We start from the raw sequence: 17,380 nt of genomic DNA on the forward strand, positions 1-17,380 counted from the left end.
TCAGCGCGCCGCCTTCGCGCGATGGCGGGACGCGGCGGCGTTGCGGTCGCGGCCAGCCAGCCAGTCGGGCGCCAGCGCCGACAGTGCGGCGGGGGCGAAGCCGAGCAGATCAGAGGGGAAGGGCTGATCGCTGACGTTGTCCCAACGCAGCGAGCGCACGTTGTCGCGGCTCATCAGCGTCGGCCCGGGCAGCGATTCCATCAACGCGGCCTGCAGCATGGCGAGGCTGTCGGGCAGGCCGAACACAGGCCGGGAATGACCGCTGGCGCGGCCGGCCAGCCTGGCCAGTTCGGCCAGGGTGTAGGTTTCCGGGCCGGCCAGATCCATTCTCTTGCCTACGGTCTTTCTCCGAGCCAAACATTCGCAGACGGCGCGCGCGACGTCATCCACCCATATCGGAGCCATGCGGCAATCCGCGCCGGCCAACGGCAGTGCAGGCAGCAGTTTTTGCAGCCCTGCAAACATGTTGAGGAAGGCGTCATCGCGGCCGAACACTACAGACGGCCGCAATATGCTCCAGTCCAGGCCGGCGCGTTCCACCGCCAGCTCGCCCAAGGCCTTGGTCTGTTGGTAGTCGCTGGGCGCGTCCTGGGCGGCGCCCAGCGCGCTGATGTGGACCAGCCGTCTCACGCCTTGCCGCGCGCAGGCGGCGACGATTTTTTGCGGAAGCTCCGCATGCGCCTTTTCGAACTGGGCGCGGCTGCCGTGCAGGATGCCGACCATGCTGATCACCGCGTCGTGGCCGGCCACCAGGCTGGCCAGCCGCTCTGGATCGTGGATGTCGGCGCGGACCAGCTCGGCGGACGGCAACACGCGGAATTCCGGCAGGTCCAGGCGGCGGCTGGCGACGGTGACGCGGTAGCCGCGGCTGGCCAGCTGCGCGGCGAGGTGGCGGCCGATGAAGCCGCTGCCGCCTATCAGGCAAATCTTCCGTGCGGTCATGTCGGCTCCTCAGCGGGCTGGGACCACGCCCATGCGGTTTTTCAGCGAGATATTGGCGTGGCCGAAGGTGCTGGAGTAATAGGCGGCGTTGGCCATCACCTTTTGCACGTAGTCGCGCGTTTCGCTGAAGGGTATGGTTTCGGCGTAAATGGTGCCGTCCAGCGGACGGTCGGCCTGCCAGTTGCGGGCGCGGCCCGGGCCGGCGTTGTAGGCGGCGGTGGCCATCACAGCGTTGCCGGACAGATTGTCCAGTACGTAGCGCAGATACCAGGTGCCCAGCTGGACATTGGTGTCGATGTCGTTGACGGCGAAGTGGGTGAGGCCGATTTTCTTGGCCGCCCACTTGGCGGTGGCCGGCATCAGTTGCATCAGGCCGGAGGCGCCCACCCCGGAGCGCGCCATGGTGATGAAACGGCTTTCCTGGCGGATAAGGCCGTAAACCCAGGCGTCGTCTATGTCCAGCTGGCGCGCGTATTTCTGCGTGACTTCGCGGTAGGGCGTCAGGTAGCGCAGCGAGAAATCATGTTCCTCCTTGGTGCGCTCCGCGCTGTAGATGGCCATGTCGTAGAAATTTTCCTTGCGGGCGATCTCTGCGGCCGCCAGCAGCTGCATGTCGTTGCGGCCGCGCATTGCCCAACGCCACTCGCGCTGCGCATCGGTGCGGAATTCCGGCTTGGTGTAGATCTCCGCGACGTTCAGCAGCGCCAGCGAGCGGCGGATCGCCGGATCGGCCTTCATGCGCGAGACATCGTCGCTGTTGGGGCCGGTCTTGTTGGCGGAGGCTGACAGGCTATTGCCCAGTTCTTCCAGCGACAGCAGCGCGTAATAATTGTGGCCGACGCTGGCCTGGCTGAACAGAGGCGCTGCCTCGGCGGATCTGCCCAGCTGCTTCAGCGAGCGCGCCTGCCAGTAGCGCCAGGCCGGCTTGGCGGACACCGCGGCGGGCATGCGGCGAATGATGCCATCCAACTGCGTCCATTGTTCGAGGCGCAATGCGGAACGGGCCCACCATTCCCATTGGTCGGAGGTGAGCTGGCGCGGGTCGGCCTTGTCGAACCATTGCAGCGCCTGGCCCGCCAGATGTTTGCGCGCGGATAGCAGCGCGAGCTGGCCCCAGCCGAAACCGGCGCGGTCTGGGCTGATTTCCTTTTCCATCCGCAGCAGCATGGAGGCGGCGCCGTCCAGGTCGGCCTTGCCTTTGCGCACGGCCTCGTAAAGCATGGCTTCCTGACCGCCCGCTGTGGCGGCGCTGGCGATGGAGGGTTTGCTGAGCGCGGCGTTGTCCAGCGGCAGCTGGGTGTCGCTGGCCAGTTGCCGCGCCTGTGTCAGGAAGTTGCCGGCCAGCAGCAAGCGGGCGCGCCGCCACAGCCAGTCCTGGCTCAGCGCGCCGCGCGCGTAGGCCATGTCTATCAAGCGGCTGCAGCCGTCCGGAGCGGGCTTGCCCTCCAGGAAACGGTCCAGATCGTCCAGTTTCTGGCCTTGGCGCAACTGCAGCAGCTGGCCATAGCAGGTGGACTCCTCGTCTCGGCCTTCCGCCGGCAGCTTTTTCCACTCCTGGGCGAAGGTGGTCCAGTCCTCGCGCTGGCCCAGCTTTTTCACCCATTCGTTGCGTATTCTTTCCGTCATCAGGCTTTCCGGAACGCGGGTGAGAAAACGTTGCACCTGAGCGTCGTCATTGCGATCCAGCGCCTTCCAGGCCAGCCAGTAGTCTGGGTAGTCTTTCAGAGGGTAGTTGTCCGGCAACTTGTCGCCCAGATTGGCCAGCTTGGCCAGATCGTTGGCGCGAAAAGCGTCGCGTGCGGCGACAAGGGTATCGTCCGGGCCGGCGAGGGCGGATTGGGCTGCGGAGAGCGCAATCGCCAGGGAGGTCAGGCGTGCGGTGGTGATCGAGGCTTTCATGTTAGGGTATGCGTCTTTGTTCTTCAAAACCCGCGCTTAGCCGGGTTCTGCAGGTTGTGAGGCTTGGGGCTCGATTGCCAGCCATCTTCGCGCTGAGCAGCGGAAATGGTCTCAATCGCAGCCGCCTGGATTTCGCGCAACGAAAATCCAAAGCGGCTGTTAATAAATTGGCGCTGTCATTTTGAATGATCTGTGACAGCTTTTTGGCCATCACGCATTCTTTATCGATACCTCGTAATTTAAAGCATTTCAGGGTTGGCAGCCAGATAAAAGGCTGCAGCGGCGAGGGAGAAGCCCGGTTTGCCTGAGCCTTGCGAGAAGGCAGGCAAACGGACTTATCCATTGGCGCGCCGTTTCGGTTTCCGGACGGCTGGCGCATGAAGGCGCGCGCATGGCCTCAATGGCCTGTTCCCATGAAGAGCATGGCCGCCTTGGGCGTGTCTTCGCCTGGGCGGCCGGTGGCCGCAAGCCTGTTTTCGCTGGAGAAGGGGAGGGATAAACCTTCCTCCCTGTAAAGATTAAAGGCGTGAGAATTGTCTTGGCGGCCCCAAGCCGGTTTTGGATGAGGGTGGATATTCAATTTTGGATATTTGCCATGGAATGAATCACGGAGAAATCCCGCGCCGCGTTCCGCTCATGTCGCCGCGCTCAGCCGTGTTCCTCCCACCCCCCGCCCAGCGCCTTGTAGACGCCGATGGTGGCGTTCAGCTTGTCCAGCTTGGCGTTGATCAGGTTCAGCTCGGCCTGGAAGCTGTTGCGCTGCGCGTCCAGCACGTCCAGATAGCTGGCGTAGCCGTTGTCGTAGCGCAGGCCGGCCAGCTTCAGCGTCCGGTTCAGCGCGGTGACCTGGGTGGTTTGCGCCTGCAGGATGTCGCGGGCGGCGCCGTTGGCGGCCAGCGAGTCCAGTGCGTCCTTGAACGCCGACTGCACCGTCTTCTGGTACTGCGCCAGCGCCTGCTTCTGGCCGGCCGTCGCGGCGTCCACGTTGTAGCCGGTGGCGCCGAAGTTGAAGATGGGGGCCGCCAGGTTGCCGGCGAAGCTCCAGGTGCGGGTGGGGCCGGTGAACAGGCTGTCCAGCGACAGGCTCTGCGACCCCAGCGCGCCGGTCAGGCTGATGCTGGGGAAGTAGGCGGCCTTGGCCACGCCGATGCGGGCGTTGGCGGCGATCAGCTGCTGTTCGCTGGAGGCCACGTCCGGCCGGCGCTCCAGCAGGCTGGACGGCAGGTCGGCCGGCATGTCGGGCGGGCTGGCCAGGCTGTTGATGTCCTTGCCGCGGACCAGTCCGCCTTCCGCCAATTGCTTGGGGCTGTGGCCCAGCAGCACGCCGAGCGCGGTTTCGGTCTGTTCCAGCGAGCGGGCGATCTGCGGCACGGAGGCGCGGGCCGACGCGGCTTCCACCTCGGCCTGGCGCTGGTCCAGCTCGGAGATCAGGCCGCCGTGAAAACGCTTGGTCTGCAGCTTCAGCGACTCCTCGCGGCTTTGCAGCGTGCGCTTGGCGATGTCCAGCTGGGCATCCAGCGCCCGCATCTGGAAGTAGGTTTGCGCCACCTGGGCCGACAGCCCCAGCTGGGCGGCGTCGCGGTCGTAGCGGCTGGCCTGGTAGCCGGCGCGCGCGGCCTCGTTGCCGCGGCGCAGCTTGCCCCACAGGTCCAGCTCCCACGACGCGGCGAGGTTGGCCGAGCGGGCGTCGCTGATCAGCGGCGAGGCCGGGTTGGCCAGTTCGCGGGAGCTGCGGCCGCGCTGGTAGCCGGCGTTGGCGTTCAGGGCCGGCAGCAGCGCCGCGCGGGCGATGCCGGCCTGGGCGGCGGCCTGTTCGACGCGGGCGGCGGCGGCCTGCAGATCGAGGTTGCCCTTGACGGCTTCTTCGATCAGCTGGTTCAGCGTCGGGTCGTCGAATCGTTTCCACCAGTCGGCGTCCACCGCCGGCGCCTGGGCGCCGGCCTGGGCCGCCGGCAGCTCGACCTTGGGCCGGCTGTAGTCGGGGCCCACCGCGCAAGCGGACAGCGCCAGCGCGACGGCGACGGGGATCAGGGCGCGCTTAAGCATCTGCGTTTCCTCCGGCCTCGGCGTTTGGCTGAGGCTTGTTCTGTTTGCCGAGCTTCATGATCAGGATGAAGAACAGCGGGATGAAGAAGGTGGCGATGAAGGTGGCGGCCAGCATGCCGCCGATGACCGGCAGTCCCAGGGAATGCCGGCTGGCCGCCCCCGCGCCGGAAGACGCGACGAGGGGGACGCAGCCCAGGATGAAGGCGAGCGAGGTCATCACGATGGGGCGGAAGCGCAGGCGGGCGGCCTGCAGCGCGGCCTCCATCAGGTCCATGCCTTCTTCCAGCTTCTGCACCGCGAACTCGACGATCAGAATCGCGTTCTTGGCCGACAGGCCGATCAGCGTCACTAGCCCGATCTGGAAATAGACATCGTTGCTTTTGCCGGCCACGAAGGCAGCCAGCAGCGCGCCGAACAGCGCGAACGGCACGGATGTCACCACGGCCAACGGCAACGTCCAGCGCTCATACTGCGCCGCCAGGATCAGGAACACCATCAGGATGCCCAGGGCGAAGGCCAGGCTGCCGCTGTTGCCGGCTTGTTTCTCCTGAAAGGCGCTGCCGCTCCAGGCCAGCGTGAAGCTCTTGCCCAGCGTTTGCTCCGCCGTTTCCTCCAGCGCGGCGATGGCCTGGCCGGAGCTGACGCCGGGCGCGGGCTGGGCCAGGATTTTGGCTGCGCCGAAAATGTTGAAGCGATCGACCAGTTCCGGACCGAAGCTCGGCTTCACCGTGACCAGGCTGGTGAGCGGGATCATGCTGCCGTCTTCCGAGCGCACATGGACATCGCCGATATCATCCGGGCGGGCCCGGAAGTCGGCTTCCGATTGAAGCTGGACTTTGTAAGTGCGGCCGAACTGGTTGAAGTCGTTCACATACAGCTGGCCGAAGGTGGCCGACATCGCGTCGAACACTTCGTCGACGCGCACGCCCAGCGCCTTGGCCTTTTCGCGGTCCAGGTCCAGGAATTTTTGCGGCACGTCGGCGCGCAGGGTGGTGGACACGGATGCGAACTCCGGACGTTTTCTGGCTGCCTCCAGCAGGCGGTTGGTGGCCTCGCCGAGCTTGCCCGGCCCGGCCCCGTCGCGGTCCTGCAGGTAGGCTTCCAGTCCGCCGGTAGCGGACATGCCGATGATGGGGGCCGGCGTGAAGGCGCGCATCCTGGCCGACTGCACCGAATCGCCTTGGCGGTTGGCCCAGGCGGCCACGCTGGCGGAGCCGTGCGCCTGGCCTTGGCGCTGCTCCCACGGCTTCAGGGTGACGAAGCTGGTGGCGCTGTTCGGCAGCTTGGCGCCGGACAGGATGTCAAAGCCGTTGAAAGTGGTGACGTTGGCGATGTCCGGGTGCTTCAGCAGGATTTGGTCGAAATCCTGGGTGACGCGTATGGTGCGGGTCAGGGACGCGGCGTCCGGCAGCGCGGCGCTGACGTACATATTGCCCATGTCCTCGTCCGGCACCAGCGATCCCGGCACGGCGCGGAACAGCAGGAAGGTGGCCGCCAGCAGCGCGGCGAACAGCGCCAGGGCGAGCGCGGCCCTGCGATTGATGAAATCCACGCCGCCCGCGTACCGGGCGGTGGCGCGTTCGAACAGCCGGTTGAACCAGACGAAGAAGCGCGCCGGCTCGTGATGTCCGGGCTTGAGCAGCAGCGCGCACAAGGCGGGCGTCAGCGTCAGCGCCACGATGCCGGACAGGATGACCGATATCGAAATGGTGACGGCGAACTGGCGGTACATCACGCCGGTCATGCCGTCGATGAAGGCCACCGGCAGAAACACCGCGCACAAGACCAGCACAATGGCCACCACCGGGCCCGACACTTCGCGCATCGCCCGGATGGCGGCTTCCTTGGCGCTGCAGCCGGTCTCGCGCAGGATGCGCTCCACGTTTTCCAGCACCACGATGGCGTCGTCCACCACGATGCCGATGGCCAGCACCATGCCGAACAGCGTCAGCAAATTGATGGAGAAGCCGAACAGCTGCATGCCGGCGAAGGTGCCTATCAGGGACACCGGCACGGCGATGCAGGGAATCAGCGTGGCGCGGAAACTCTGCAGGAACAGGTAGACGATGGCGAAGACCAGCACCGTGGCCTCCAACAGCGTGGAGACGACCTTGTCGATGGAGACCTTGATGAAGTCGGTGGTGTCGTAGGGAATGGCGTAGTCCACGCCGGAGGGGAAGCGTTTTTTCAGTTCCGCCATTTTGTCGCGCACGGCCTGGGCCACCTGCAGCGCGTTGGCGTTGGGTTGCAGGTAAGTGACGATGCCGACAGTCGGCTTGCCGTTGCGGGCGCCCACCACTTCGTAGTCGTTGCCCCCCATCTCGACCCGCGCCACGTCCTTGAGGCGGATTTTGGCGCCGTCAGGCTCGGAGCGCACGATGATGTCGCCGAACTCCTCCGGCGTGGCCAGCCGTCCCTTGGCATTGACGGTATAAGTGAAGCCGATTTCCCGGCCGGCGGGCTGCGCGCCTATCTTGCCGGCGGCGAATTGCGCGTTCTGCTCGCGCACCGCCTGGACCACGTCGGCAGGCGTCAGCCGCAATTGCGCCAGCCGGTCCGGCCGCAGCCAGATCCGCATCGCGTAGTCCGTGCCGCCCAGCATGGAGACATCGCCCATGCCGGGGATGCGCTTGAGCTCGTCCATGATGTTGAGCAGCGAATAATTGGCCAGGTAATTGCGGTCGTATAGCCCGTTTGGCGAATTGACCGATATCACGCTCAGCACCGCGGTGGAACGCTTGCGCACGGTCACGCCCTGGCGCTGCACCTCTTCCGGCAGCGTTTTCAGGGCGGCCTGCACGCGGTTGTTGACGTCGATGGTGGCTTGGTCGGGGTCGGCGCCGACCTTGAAGTAGACGTTCAGCGCCAATTTGCCGGTGGAGGATGAGTTGGACTGGACATACAGCATGTTTTCCACGCCGTTGATCTGCTGCTCCAGCGGCGCGGCCACCGTTTCGGCTATCACCTCCGGCGTGGCGCCGGGATAGCTGGCGTTGACCGACACCACCGCCGGCACGATCTGCGGATATTGCTCGATCGGCAGCGCGCGCATCGAGGCGAGCCCGGCCAGGCAAAGGATGATGGAGATCACGCTGGCGAAAATGGGACGATTGATGAAGAACTGGGAAAACATCGCGGCTTATTTCCTTTTCTCGGCGGCGACGGCTTGCACCTTCTCGCCGGGCTGGGCCTTCATCAGGCCGTCCACGATCAATTTGTCGCCGGCGGCCAGGCCGGACTCCACGACGCGCTCCGAACCGAGCTGGGCGCCCAGCGTCACCGGCCTCGATTGAACGCGGCTGTCCTTGTCGACCAGCAGGACCAGGTTTTCGGTTTGGGACTGAATGATGGCCGTCTCCGGCACGGTGATGACGTTGTCGCGGGTGCCGAGGTCCAGCAGCACGCGGACGAACTGGCCCGGCAGCAGCTTGCCTTCTGGGTTGGAGAAGATCGCGCGCCGGCTGATGGTGCCGGTGCGAGGGTCGACGCGGTTGTCGTGGAAATTCAGCTCGCCGCTCAGCGGGTATTCGCTGCCGTCGGCCAGACGGATGCGCACGCGAGTCTTTTGTTTGGGCGCGCGGATGCTGCCGTCGGCGAGGCCTCGCTCGAAATTGAGCTGATCTTGCTCGGAGACGGCGAAGTTGACGTAAAGCGGATCGAGCTGCGTGATGGTGGTCAGCGGCGTGTCGCCGTCGGTGCGGATCAGGCTGCCTTCCGACAGCGCCTGCTTGCTGGTCATGCCGGCGATGGGGGCGTCCACCCGCGTATAGCCCAGATTCAGCTTGGCTTCTTTGACTTTCGCGTCCGCGGACTGCTTGACGGCGCGCGCGGCGCGATACGCGGCCAGGGCATTGTCGTAATCCATGCGCGAGACGGCGTTTTCCTTGAACAGCGGCTCGATGCGATTCCGGTCCGCCATCGCCTTGTCCAGCGCGGCCTGGCTTTCCGCCTGGGCGCCGAGCGCCTGTTCCAGCACGGCCTGATACGGGGCGGGGTCGATCTTGAAAAGCGTCTGGCCCTTTTCGACTGCCTGGCCTTCCACGTAGGCGCGTTTCAATAATATGCCGCCCACGCGGGCGCGGACTTGCACGTCGCGGTAGCCGGCGGTTTCGCCAACCAGCTCCATGCGCAGCGGCACATCGTGGGCGCGCAGCGTTTGCACGGTGACGGCGGGGGGCGTGGAAGGCGCGGCCTGATGCGTGGGCGCGCATGCGGCCAGCAGCGGCAGGAGCCAGCAAAGCCAGCGAGGATGAAGCATTGGGTGGTGCATGAAGGGGACTCCTGATGGCTCGGCTGTCCGGGATCGGCGGCCGAGTCGTGGCGGGTGTTGTCGATGCGGGAGGCGCGCGCGTTCCGGCTTTGCCTGGCTAGCGCGGCGGAGGCGAGGCGCGGGGCCGTTCGGGTTCTTCGAGTGTCGGCGCTGATTGTGAAAAATATTGAATCATTAATTTTCTTTAATATTTAATGTTTGATTAATAAATCAGGATTTATTGGCGATAATCCCTTGATTTGGAATTTTATTTTCTACATCGGGTCAAAAAAAGCGGAAATGATAGAAGCTGAATTTCAAGGAATTTGAACATGAAGATTTCGCTTGAAACGCTGGCGGCGCTGGACGCCGTGGCTCGCCACGGCAGTTTTTCCGCGGCGGCGGAGGCATTGCACAAAGTGCCGTCCGCGCTGACCTACACCATGCAGAAACTGGAGCAGCAGCTTGGCGTGGCGGTGTTCGACCGCAGCGGCTATCGCGCGAAGCTGACGCAAATGGGAGAAGTGCTGCTGCGCGACGGGCGCAAGCTGTTGCATGCGGCGGAGAGCCTGGAGCGAAGGCTGTCGTTGCGGGTGGAGGGCTGGGAAGACGAGCTGCGCATCGCGCTGGGCGGGCTGACGGCGATCGATCCGTTGATTCCGCTGATCCAGGCGTTCGATGGGCTTGGAACCGGCACGCGGCTGAGCTTTTCGCGCGAGATATTCAATGGAACCTGGGACGCGCTGCTGGATGAGCGCGTCGATTTGCTGATCGGCGCGCCGATGCACGCGGTGCCGGATGGCTGCGCTTATCGAGAAATGGGCCGGATGGACATGTTGCTGCTGATGGCGCCTAGCCATCCTCTGGCTGGCGAGCCCGAGCCGCTGAGCCGCGAGCAGTTGCGGCGGCACCGCCTGATTTCCATCGGCGATACCGCGCGCAATATGCGCGGCAGGGCGGCGGGAATGGAGGAGGGGCAGGAGCTGATGCTGGTATACAGCAACTCGGCCAAGTTAAGCCTGACGCTAGCCGGGCTGGGCATATGCTACATGCCCAGGGAGAGGGTGAGGGATCATCTGGAGGCGGGAACGCTGGTGGCGCGGCAGGTGGAGTCGCCGCGTCTGATGCCGGCTTCCTGCTTCGCCTGGCGGCATCGAGAGGGCAAGGCCTTGCAATGGTTCATCGAACATCTGGAGCCTTGGGCCGCGCGTCATGGCGCGCGCCAGGAACGGGACGGCTACGCCGGCTGATAGAACTCGATCGGCAAGCCGTCCGGGTCGGCGCAGAAAAAGAAACGCGCGCCGGTGTATTCATCCACTCTCAGCGCTTCCGTTTCCACGCCAAGTCCGCGCAAATGCGCCCGCATCGCCGCCGCGTCGCCGCATGCCAGCGCCAGGTGGCGCAAGCCGCAGGCTTCCGGCCGGGTGCGGCGGGGGGGCGGGGAGGGGAAGCTGAACAGTTCGATCTGGCCGCCGCCGGGCAGCGCCAGGTCCAGCTTCCAGGATTGTCTTTCCTCGCGCCAGTTCTCGGCGATCACCTCCAGATTCAGGACGCGGCAGTAGAAGTCGCGCGAGCGCGCGTAGTCGGAGGCGATGATGGCGACGTGGTGCAGGCCGGTGATATGCATGGCTGTCGAGGCAGGGGAGCGGATGCCGCCATTTTAGCGCCGGGGAGGCGAGGCGGGAATCTGCGGCCATGGGCATTGAAAAAGACAATCAAAAGTCTTGTGACAATCAATTAGACGAATTTTGCCGTGGCTATCAGAATGCATCCATCGATAGCTAACAACCGCAGTCAACCCTCAAGGAGATAGCCATGCTGCAAAATCGTGAAGGCCAACGCGTACCCAACGTCACTTTCCGCACTCGCGAAAACAATGAGTGGAAGGATGTCACCACCGCCGAACTGTTCGACGGCAAGACCGTCGCTGTGTTCTCGCTGCCGGGCGCGTTCACCCCGACCTGCTCGTCCACCCACTTGCCGCGCTTCAACGAGCTGGCGCCGGCCTTCTTCGCCAACGGCGTCGACGCCATCCTGTGCGTGTCGGTCAACGATACCTTCGTGATGAACGAGTGGGCCAAGGATCAGGAAGCCGGCAATCTGGTGATGATTCCGGACGGCAACGGCGACTTCACCGCAGGCATGGGCATGCTGGTGGACAAGCAGGACCTGGGCTTCGGCAAGCGCAGCTGGCGCTACTCGATGCTGGTGAAGAACGGCGTGGTGGACAAGATGTTCATCGAGCCGCAGGAGCCGGGCGATCCGTTCAAGGTGTCCGATGCCGACACGCTGCTGAACTACATCAACCCGAACGCCAAGAAGCCCGACCAAGTCGTCGTCTTCACCAAGGTGGGCTGCCCGCACTGCGCGCGCGCCAAGGCCATCCTCTCCGAAAACGGCTACGACTTCGTCGAAGTGCCGCTGGACAACAAGATCCGCGGCAAGGCGCTGGGCGCCGTGTCCGGAGCGATGACCGCCCCGCAGGTGTTCATCAACGGCCAGTTGATCGGCTCCGCCGACGAAGTGGAAAAGCGTTTCGCCAAGTAAACCCTGACGTTCGACTCCGGCGGCTTCGGGCCCTGACGCCGCCGGATTTCTTGGGCCGGTACTCCTGCCGGCCGTTTTTTTCCAGCCGGGATGCGGGACGGCATGCGCAGCGTGCCGCGCCGCATCCCCGCCAGATAGAGGATAAGAACCATGAAAACCATCCGCATCGACGTAGCCGTCATCGGCGCCGGCACCGCCGGCCTCGCCGCCTACCGCGCCGCCAAGGCCGGCGGCGCTTCCGCCCTGATCATCGAGGGCGGCCCTTACGGCACCACCTGCGCCCGAGTCGGTTGCATGCCGTCCAAGCTGCTGATCGCCGCCGCCGAGGCCGTCCACCACGCGAACCATACCGAACTGTTCGGCGTGCACGTCGATGGCGAGGTTCGCGTCGACGGCCGCGAGGTGATGGCCCGCGTCAAGAGCGAGCGCGACCGTTTCGTCGGCTTCGTGGTGCGCGGCGTGGATGGCATCCCGGCTGAGGATAAACTGCCCGGTTATGCCCGCTTCGTCGACAACACCACGCTGCAAGTGGACGACCACACCATCGTCCAGGCCAAGCGGGTGGTGATCGCCACCGGTTCGTCGCCGGCGATTCCGGCCCCGTTCAAGGTCTTCGGCGACCGGCTGATCGTCAACGACGACGTGTTCGACTGGGACACGCTGCCGCGGAGCGTGGCGGTATTCGGCCCCGGCGTGATCGGCCTGGAGTTGGGCCAGGCGCTGTCCCGGCTGGACGTGCGGGTGCGCGTGTTCGGCGCGGGTGGCGGCGTGGGGCCGCTGAGCGATCCGGCGGTGCGCGATTACGCCCGCCAGGCATTGGCCGGGCAGTTCTACCTGGATCCGGACGCCAAGGTGCTGGAAATGGCCAACGATGGCGACGCCGCGCGCATTCGCTATTTGAATCTGGACGGCGCGGAAGTGGAGGAGCGTTTCGACTACGTGCTGGCCGCCACCGGCCGCGCGCCCAATGTCCGCGGGCTGGGGCTGGAGAATACCAGCCTGAAGCTGGATGCCCGCGGCGTGCCGTTGTTCGACGCCAAGACGCTGCAGTGCGGGGATTCCCCGGTGTTCATCGCCGGCGACGCCAACAATATTCTGCCGCTGCTGCATGAGGCGGCCGACGAGGGCAAGACGGCCGGCGCCAACGCCGCCGCCTATCCGGCGGTATCGGCTGGGCTGCGCCGCTCCACCATCGCGGTGGTGTTCTCCGATCCGCAGATGATGATGGTGGGCAGCCGTTTCGCCGATTTGCAGATCGGAAGCTTCGTCACCGGCGAGGTCAGCTTCGAGGATCAGGGGCGCAGCCGGGTGATGGGTATCAACACCGGCCTGCTGCACGTGTACGCCGACAAGGCGACCGGCCGCTTCCTGGGCGCGGAGATGATAGGGCCGCGCGCCGAGAATCTGGCCCACCTGCTGGCCTGGAGCCATCAGCAGAATCTGACCGTCGGGCAGATGCTGGACATGCCGTTCTACCATCCGGTGATAGAGGAAGGCTTGCGCACCGCGCTGCGCGATGCGGCGGCCAGACTGGCTTGATGTGCTGCGAAATGAAAAACGGGGCTTCGGCCCCGTTTTTCATTCGCCTTTCCGCAAGGCGCGGACCCAGCTGAAGCGCTCGCGCCAGATCACCGGCGCGCGCCAGGCCAGGTGGGCAGTGGCCAGGATGTTGAGCAGCGCCACCGCCAGCAGCAGCATCGAAATGCTGTCGTACCATTTCAGCATCAGCGCGCTGCCGATGGCGGCGGCCACCATGTAGAAGCCGTTGATGATGTTGTTGGCCGCGACTGCCTGCGAGCGGAAGGCGTCCGGGCTGCCGGTCTGCAGCCAGGTGTACAGCGGCACCGTGAAAAAGCCGCCGAAGAAGCCCAGCAGCGAAACGTCCGCGATGGCGCGCCAGCTGCCGGCTTTCGCCAGGAACGCCGTCAGCGTGGACAGCGGGCCATGGTAGGACGGCATCGCGCCCAGCGCCAGGTCGCCGCCGAACACCGTCATGCCGGCGCTGCCCATCAATACGATGCCCAGTTGCAGCTGGCCGCGGGACAGCTTGGCGCAGACGATGGAGCCGACGCCGATGCCGATGGAGAACAAGGCCAAAAGCAGGGTGTAGACGTCGGCGTCGCCGCCCAGATGCAGGCGGGTGAAGGTGGGCAGCTGGGTGGTGTAGACCGCGCCCATCAGCCAGAACCAGGAAATGCCGAGTATCGAGCAGCGCACGTCGTGGATGCGCCAGGCCTCGCGTATCAGCCGCACCGAGTCGCCGAGGAAATTCCACGACAGCTTCAGGTGCGGCGCGCCGGGCGCGACCGAAGGCATGGTGGCGCTGCTGAAGTAGCCGAGGATGGCGACCAAGAGCAGCGCGCCGACGATCAGCAGTGCGCCGCTGTGGGTGAGCAGGCTGCCGCTGAGCTGGCCCAGCAGGATGGCGAGGAAGGTGCCCATCTCGATCAATCCGGTGCCGCCCACCAGCTCATGCTCTTTCAGGTATTGCGGCAGCACCGAGTATTTCAGCGGGCCGAAAAAGGCCGAGTGCACGCCCATCAGGAACAGCGCGGACAGCAGGATGGCGGCGGACTTCAGCAGGAAGCCGGCGCCGGCCACCAGCATGATGGCGATCTCGGCCAGCTTGATCATCCGCGCGATGCGCGCCTTGTCGTAGCGCTCGGTCAGCTTGCCGGCGCTGGCGGAAAACAGGAAGAAGGGGAGGATGAAGATGCCGGCGGCCAGATTGACCAGCTGCTGCGGCGGCATGCCCATCATTTCCAGACCGTGAAAGCTGATCCGCACCACAATGGCGGTTTTCAGCATATTGTCGTTGAAGGCGCCCAGGAACTGGGTGCCGAACAAGGGCAGGAAACGCCGGCTGGCGAAGAAGGAAAAGTCAGCTTTCACGATGGCCGATCAATAGAAAAAGGCGGGAACCGCATGCTAACGGATTCCCGCCCGGCTGTCAGTCGCGGCCTGGATCAGAACAGCGACAGCCACAGGCCGCTGGCGGTGGCGGTCATGAAGCCAGTGAGGATGGACGCCGCCAGCGCGCGCATGCCGATATGGGCCAGCTCCTGCTGGCGTTCCGGCGCCAGCGCGCCGATGCCGGCCACGCAGATGCCCACCGACGACAGGTTGGAGAAACTGGCCAGCGCGAAGGTGGAGATCATCACCGTTTGCGGGGACAGCGTGCCGGCGGCCTTCATCTTGGCCAGGTCCATGTAGGCGATGAACTCGTTGAGGACGATCTTCTGGCCCAGCAGGCTGCCGACGCCCAGCGTTTCGTTCCAGCCGATGCCCATCAGGAAGGCGAACACGCGGAATACCTGGCCCACCAGGTATTGCAGCGTCAGGCCGTCGAACATGCCGTGGGTGGACGCCTGGATGGCGGCGTTGACGCCCAGCAACTCGCCCAGGCCGTCTTTCACCAGGAAGTTGGCCAGCGCGATCAGCGCCACGATGGCCAGCAGGATGGTGGCGACGGCGGCGGCCATCTTCATGCCGTCCAGCGCGCCGGTCACCACCGCGCTGACGAAATTGCCCTCGCTCTTTTCCTTGGACGACTGCAGCTTGGTGCTGGACAGCGCCTCGGGCGTGGTTTCCGGGAACATGATCTTGCAGAACACCACCGCGCCGGCCGCGTTCATGCAGGAGGCGGTCAGCAGATAGGTGGCGAAGCGCGCCTGCTCTGCCGTGTCCGATCCGCCGAGGAAGGCGACGTAGGCCGCCAGCACGCCGCCGGACAGCGTGGACATGCCGGCGATCATGATGCAGGCCAGCTCGGAGCGGGTCATGTGGCGGATGTAGGGGCGGACCAGCAGCGGGGCTTCGGTCTGGCCGAGGAAGATGTTGGCGGCGGCCACCACGCTTTCCGGGCCGGAGATGCCCATGCTGCGTTTCATCGCCCAGGCCAGGCCGGCGACCACGCGCTGCAGGATGCCGAAATGGTAGAGCAGGGCGCTGAAGGCGGAGAAGAAGATGATCACCGGCAGCACGGTGAAGGCGAACAGAAAGCCCAGTTTGCCGCTGGGTTTGGCCAGATCGCCGAAGATGAATCCCGCGCCGTCGCCGGCGAAGCTCAGCACCTTGGCGAAGCCGGAGCCGAAGGCGGAGAAGCCGTGATGGACGGCGGGCACGTAGTTGATCAGCAAGAACAGGCCGTTCTGGATGGCGAGGCCGATCAGTACGGCGCGCCAGTTGATGGCCTGACGCTGGCTGGAAAATGCATAGGCCGCGCCCAGCAGCAACAGCATGCCGGCGATAGCTTGGATGGAGTTCACGGATGCCCTTCAGGAGGAAAACAGCGGGAAGAGGACGGCGCGCGGCAGCCCCTGCCCGAACGCAGACTGCTGGCGAGCGGCTAGGCTGCGGACTGGAAAAAAAAGAGGTTGATTTTATAAGCAATCTCTAATTTGTCAAATTTTCTTTGCCGGATAAGCGTTCCGCTTAGAAAAGCTCGATATCGCCGCTGGCGTCGGAGCCTTTGATGGCGGCGAGCTCAAGTTCTTGGGTGCGGGCTATGTTGCGGCGGCGGTCGTTGTCCATCGCGTCGCCGGTCCGAAAATCAGCCAGGTTCTCTTTCAACTTGGCGGCCAGTTTGCGCAGGTCTTCCGGCGAGACCGACAGAATGCGGCCGGAATCCAGCGCATCCTGATTCAGCTGGATCAGGATGTCGCCCGAAGTTTTGGATGCTTGCACTGTGGCATGCTGTTCGGTGACGGCCGTGGCGATGCCTTGCGAAGCATGGTTGATTTCGCTCATCGCGCTGGTGATCTTGTCCAGTTGCTCGCGCGAACGGCCGGCCTCGGCTGCGGCGGCATCCGCCCGGGCGTTGGAAGCCTGCATGGAGTCGGAGACTTTGGCGGTGTTTTGCTGCACCTGCTGCATGATGGCCTGAATGTCGCGGGTGGCCTGCTGCGTGTTTTGCGCCAGCTTGCGCACCTCGTCGGCCACGACGGCGAAGCCGCGCCCCATTTCGCCGGCCCGCGCGGCCTCGATCGCCGCATTCAGCGCCAGCAGATTGGTCTGGTCGGCGATGTCTTTGATGTTGTCGAGGATGTTGCCGATCTGGCTGGAGGCATCCAGCAAGGCGGTTACCTCGCGCATCGAGCGGTCGAGCAGTTTGGCGACCTCGGTGACGCCGTTTATCACAGCCAGCGTCGCTTCGCGGTTTTCTTGCATGTCTTGATGCGCATGGGCGATGGCGGCGGATATTTCCCCCAGGCCATCCTGCAGCACCTGAGTTTGCGCCATCATGGTGTTGATCGCCTCTAGCAGCACCTTGCCGTGATTGGCTTGCAGCAGGCTTTTTTGCAACATGGTGCTGTAGGTGTCGGTCAACTCCTGCGCCATCGGCATCAAGCGGACCGACGCGCCGGCGACGTTGTGGAAGGAGGCATTGGCGCGCGCCAGCAGCTGATTGAGCTTGGCGACCGTGGGATGGAGGGGGTGCTGCGCCGACAGCGGCGGCAGCGACCGGCTCAGGTCGACCGGCACGCCCATCATGTCATCGAGGGCGGACTCCAGCAGGCGCAAGGGGCGAAGCAGGAAAAGCTGGCGCAGCCACTGGTGGCAGAGCAGGGCCGCGACGCCGGAGACGCAGCCGCTGAGGAACACAAGCCGGCCAGATGGTTCCGCCGTTGCGAAAAACAGCGGCAGTAGCAAGCATGCCGGCAGGGACAGCAGGAATAGACGCAGTTGCATAGCCAA

The 17,380-nt window shown here is 64.9% G+C and carries 13 protein-coding genes; 3 read left to right on the top strand and 10 right to left on the bottom strand.

All coding sequences use genetic code 11. From position 1 onward, the window contains the following. The 6 genes from DK842_RS17265 to DK842_RS17285 form a co-directional block, all read right to left on the bottom strand. Positions 1 to 942, bottom strand: coding sequence for a complex I NDUFA9 subunit family protein (locus DK842_RS17265; RefSeq protein WP_114062562.1), 942 nt, complete (start codon positions 940 to 942; stop codon positions 1 to 3). Between the two features lie 9 nt (positions 943 to 951). Next, complete coding sequence (locus DK842_RS17270; RefSeq protein WP_114062563.1) at positions 952 to 2,841, bottom strand: lytic transglycosylase domain-containing protein; 1,890 nt, start codon at positions 2,839 to 2,841, stop codon at positions 952 to 954. A gap of 1 nt (position 2,842) precedes the next feature. Next, positions 2,843 to 3,184: a hypothetical protein gene (locus DK842_RS23080; RefSeq protein WP_145964064.1), complete on the bottom strand. Its 342-nt coding sequence runs from the start codon at positions 3,182 to 3,184 to the stop codon at positions 2,843 to 2,845. Between the two features lie 305 nt (positions 3,185 to 3,489). Then, on the bottom strand, positions 3,490 to 4,887 hold the full coding sequence (locus DK842_RS17275) for an efflux transporter outer membrane subunit (protein WP_114062564.1): 1,398 nt from the start codon (positions 4,885 to 4,887) through the stop codon (positions 3,490 to 3,492). Continuing rightward, on the bottom strand, positions 4,880 to 8,020 hold the full coding sequence (locus DK842_RS17280; RefSeq protein WP_114062565.1) for an efflux RND transporter permease subunit: 3,141 nt from the start codon (positions 8,018 to 8,020) through the stop codon (positions 4,880 to 4,882). Before DK842_RS17280 ends, DK842_RS17275 begins: the two co-directional genes overlap by 8 nt. Before the next feature lie 6 nt (positions 8,021 to 8,026). Further along, entirely contained in the window at positions 8,027 to 9,157 is a 1,131-nt protein-coding gene (locus tag DK842_RS17285) for an efflux RND transporter periplasmic adaptor subunit (RefSeq protein WP_114062566.1), read from the bottom strand. Between the two features lie 311 nt (positions 9,158 to 9,468). On the opposite strand from DK842_RS17285, the gene DK842_RS17290 reads away from it, so the two are divergent. After that, entirely contained in the window at positions 9,469 to 10,386 is a 918-nt protein-coding gene (locus DK842_RS17290; RefSeq protein ID WP_114062567.1) for a LysR substrate-binding domain-containing protein, read from the top strand. Here the strand turns inward: DK842_RS17290 and gloA2 are convergent. Continuing rightward, positions 10,374 to 10,763 carry an SMU1112c/YaeR family gloxylase I-like metalloprotein gene (gene gloA2 / locus DK842_RS17295; RefSeq protein ID WP_114062568.1) on the bottom strand — a complete coding sequence of 130 codons (390 nt, stop codon included), beginning with the start codon at positions 10,761 to 10,763 and terminating at the stop codon, positions 10,374 to 10,376. The genes DK842_RS17290 and gloA2 overlap by 13 nt on opposite strands. Positions 10,764 to 10,951: 188 nt before the next feature. Here gloA2 and DK842_RS17300 point away from each other — a divergent pair, with 188 nt between their 5' ends. Both DK842_RS17300 and DK842_RS17305 read left to right on the top strand, forming a co-directional pair. After that, the gene (locus DK842_RS17300) at positions 10,952 to 11,683 is read left to right on the top strand and encodes a glutathione peroxidase (protein WP_114062569.1); all 732 of its coding nucleotides are present in this window, start codon (positions 10,952 to 10,954) and stop codon (positions 11,681 to 11,683) included. Between the two features lie 150 nt (positions 11,684 to 11,833). Continuing rightward, positions 11,834 to 13,222 (top strand): dihydrolipoyl dehydrogenase, encoded by a 1,389-nt coding sequence (locus DK842_RS17305; RefSeq protein WP_114062570.1) that lies wholly within the window; start codon positions 11,834 to 11,836, stop codon positions 13,220 to 13,222. Positions 13,223 to 13,261: 39 nt separating this feature from the next. Here DK842_RS17305 and DK842_RS17310 read toward each other — a convergent pair whose 3' ends face one another. The 3 genes from DK842_RS17310 to DK842_RS17320 form a co-directional block, all read right to left on the bottom strand. Continuing rightward, positions 13,262 to 14,575, bottom strand: coding sequence for an MFS transporter (locus DK842_RS17310; protein WP_114062571.1), 1,314 nt, complete (start codon positions 14,573 to 14,575; stop codon positions 13,262 to 13,264). 74 nt (positions 14,576 to 14,649) lie between these two features. Then, positions 14,650 to 15,951 carry a NupC/NupG family nucleoside CNT transporter gene (locus DK842_RS17315; RefSeq protein ID WP_114062572.1) on the bottom strand — a complete coding sequence of 434 codons (1,302 nt, stop codon included), beginning with the start codon at positions 15,949 to 15,951 and terminating at the stop codon, positions 14,650 to 14,652. Between the two features lie 166 nt (positions 15,952 to 16,117). Then, a complete protein-coding gene (locus DK842_RS17320) occupies positions 16,118 to 17,374 on the bottom strand; it encodes a methyl-accepting chemotaxis protein (protein ID WP_114062573.1) in 1,257 nt (418 codons plus the stop codon). Positions 17,375 to 17,380: the final 6 nt, after the last annotated feature.

The organism is Chromobacterium phragmitis (assembly GCF_003325475.1).
GTDB lineage: Bacteria > Pseudomonadota > Gammaproteobacteria > Burkholderiales > Chromobacteriaceae > Chromobacterium > Chromobacterium phragmitis.

Coding starts and splice junctions, on each gene's coding strand:
- DK842_RS17275 (WP_114062564.1), bottom strand. CDS start 4,887: ATGCTTAAGCGCGCCCTGATCCCCGTCGCCGTCGCGCTGGCGCTGTCC.
- gloA2 (WP_114062568.1), bottom strand. CDS start 10,763: ATGCATATCACCGGCCTGCACCACGTCGCCATCATCGCCTCCGACTAC.
- DK842_RS17305 (WP_114062570.1), top strand. CDS start 11,834: ATGAAAACCATCCGCATCGACGTAGCCGTCATCGGCGCCGGCACCGCC.
- DK842_RS17270 (WP_114062563.1), bottom strand. CDS start 2,841: ATGAAAGCCTCGATCACCACCGCACGCCTGACCTCCCTGGCGATTGCG.
- DK842_RS17265 (WP_114062562.1), bottom strand. CDS start 942: ATGACCGCACGGAAGATTTGCCTGATAGGCGGCAGCGGCTTCATCGGC.
- DK842_RS23080 (WP_145964064.1), bottom strand. CDS start 3,184: ATGGATAAGTCCGTTTGCCTGCCTTCTCGCAAGGCTCAGGCAAACCGG.
- DK842_RS17280 (WP_114062565.1), bottom strand. CDS start 8,020: ATGTTTTCCCAGTTCTTCATCAATCGTCCCATTTTCGCCAGCGTGATC.
- DK842_RS17320 (WP_114062573.1), bottom strand. CDS start 17,374: ATGCAACTGCGTCTATTCCTGCTGTCCCTGCCGGCATGCTTGCTACTG.
- DK842_RS17285 (WP_114062566.1), bottom strand. CDS start 9,157: ATGCACCACCCAATGCTTCATCCTCGCTGGCTTTGCTGGCTCCTGCCG.
- DK842_RS17300 (WP_114062569.1), top strand. CDS start 10,952: ATGCTGCAAAATCGTGAAGGCCAACGCGTACCCAACGTCACTTTCCGC.
- DK842_RS17290 (WP_114062567.1), top strand. CDS start 9,469: ATGAAGATTTCGCTTGAAACGCTGGCGGCGCTGGACGCCGTGGCTCGC.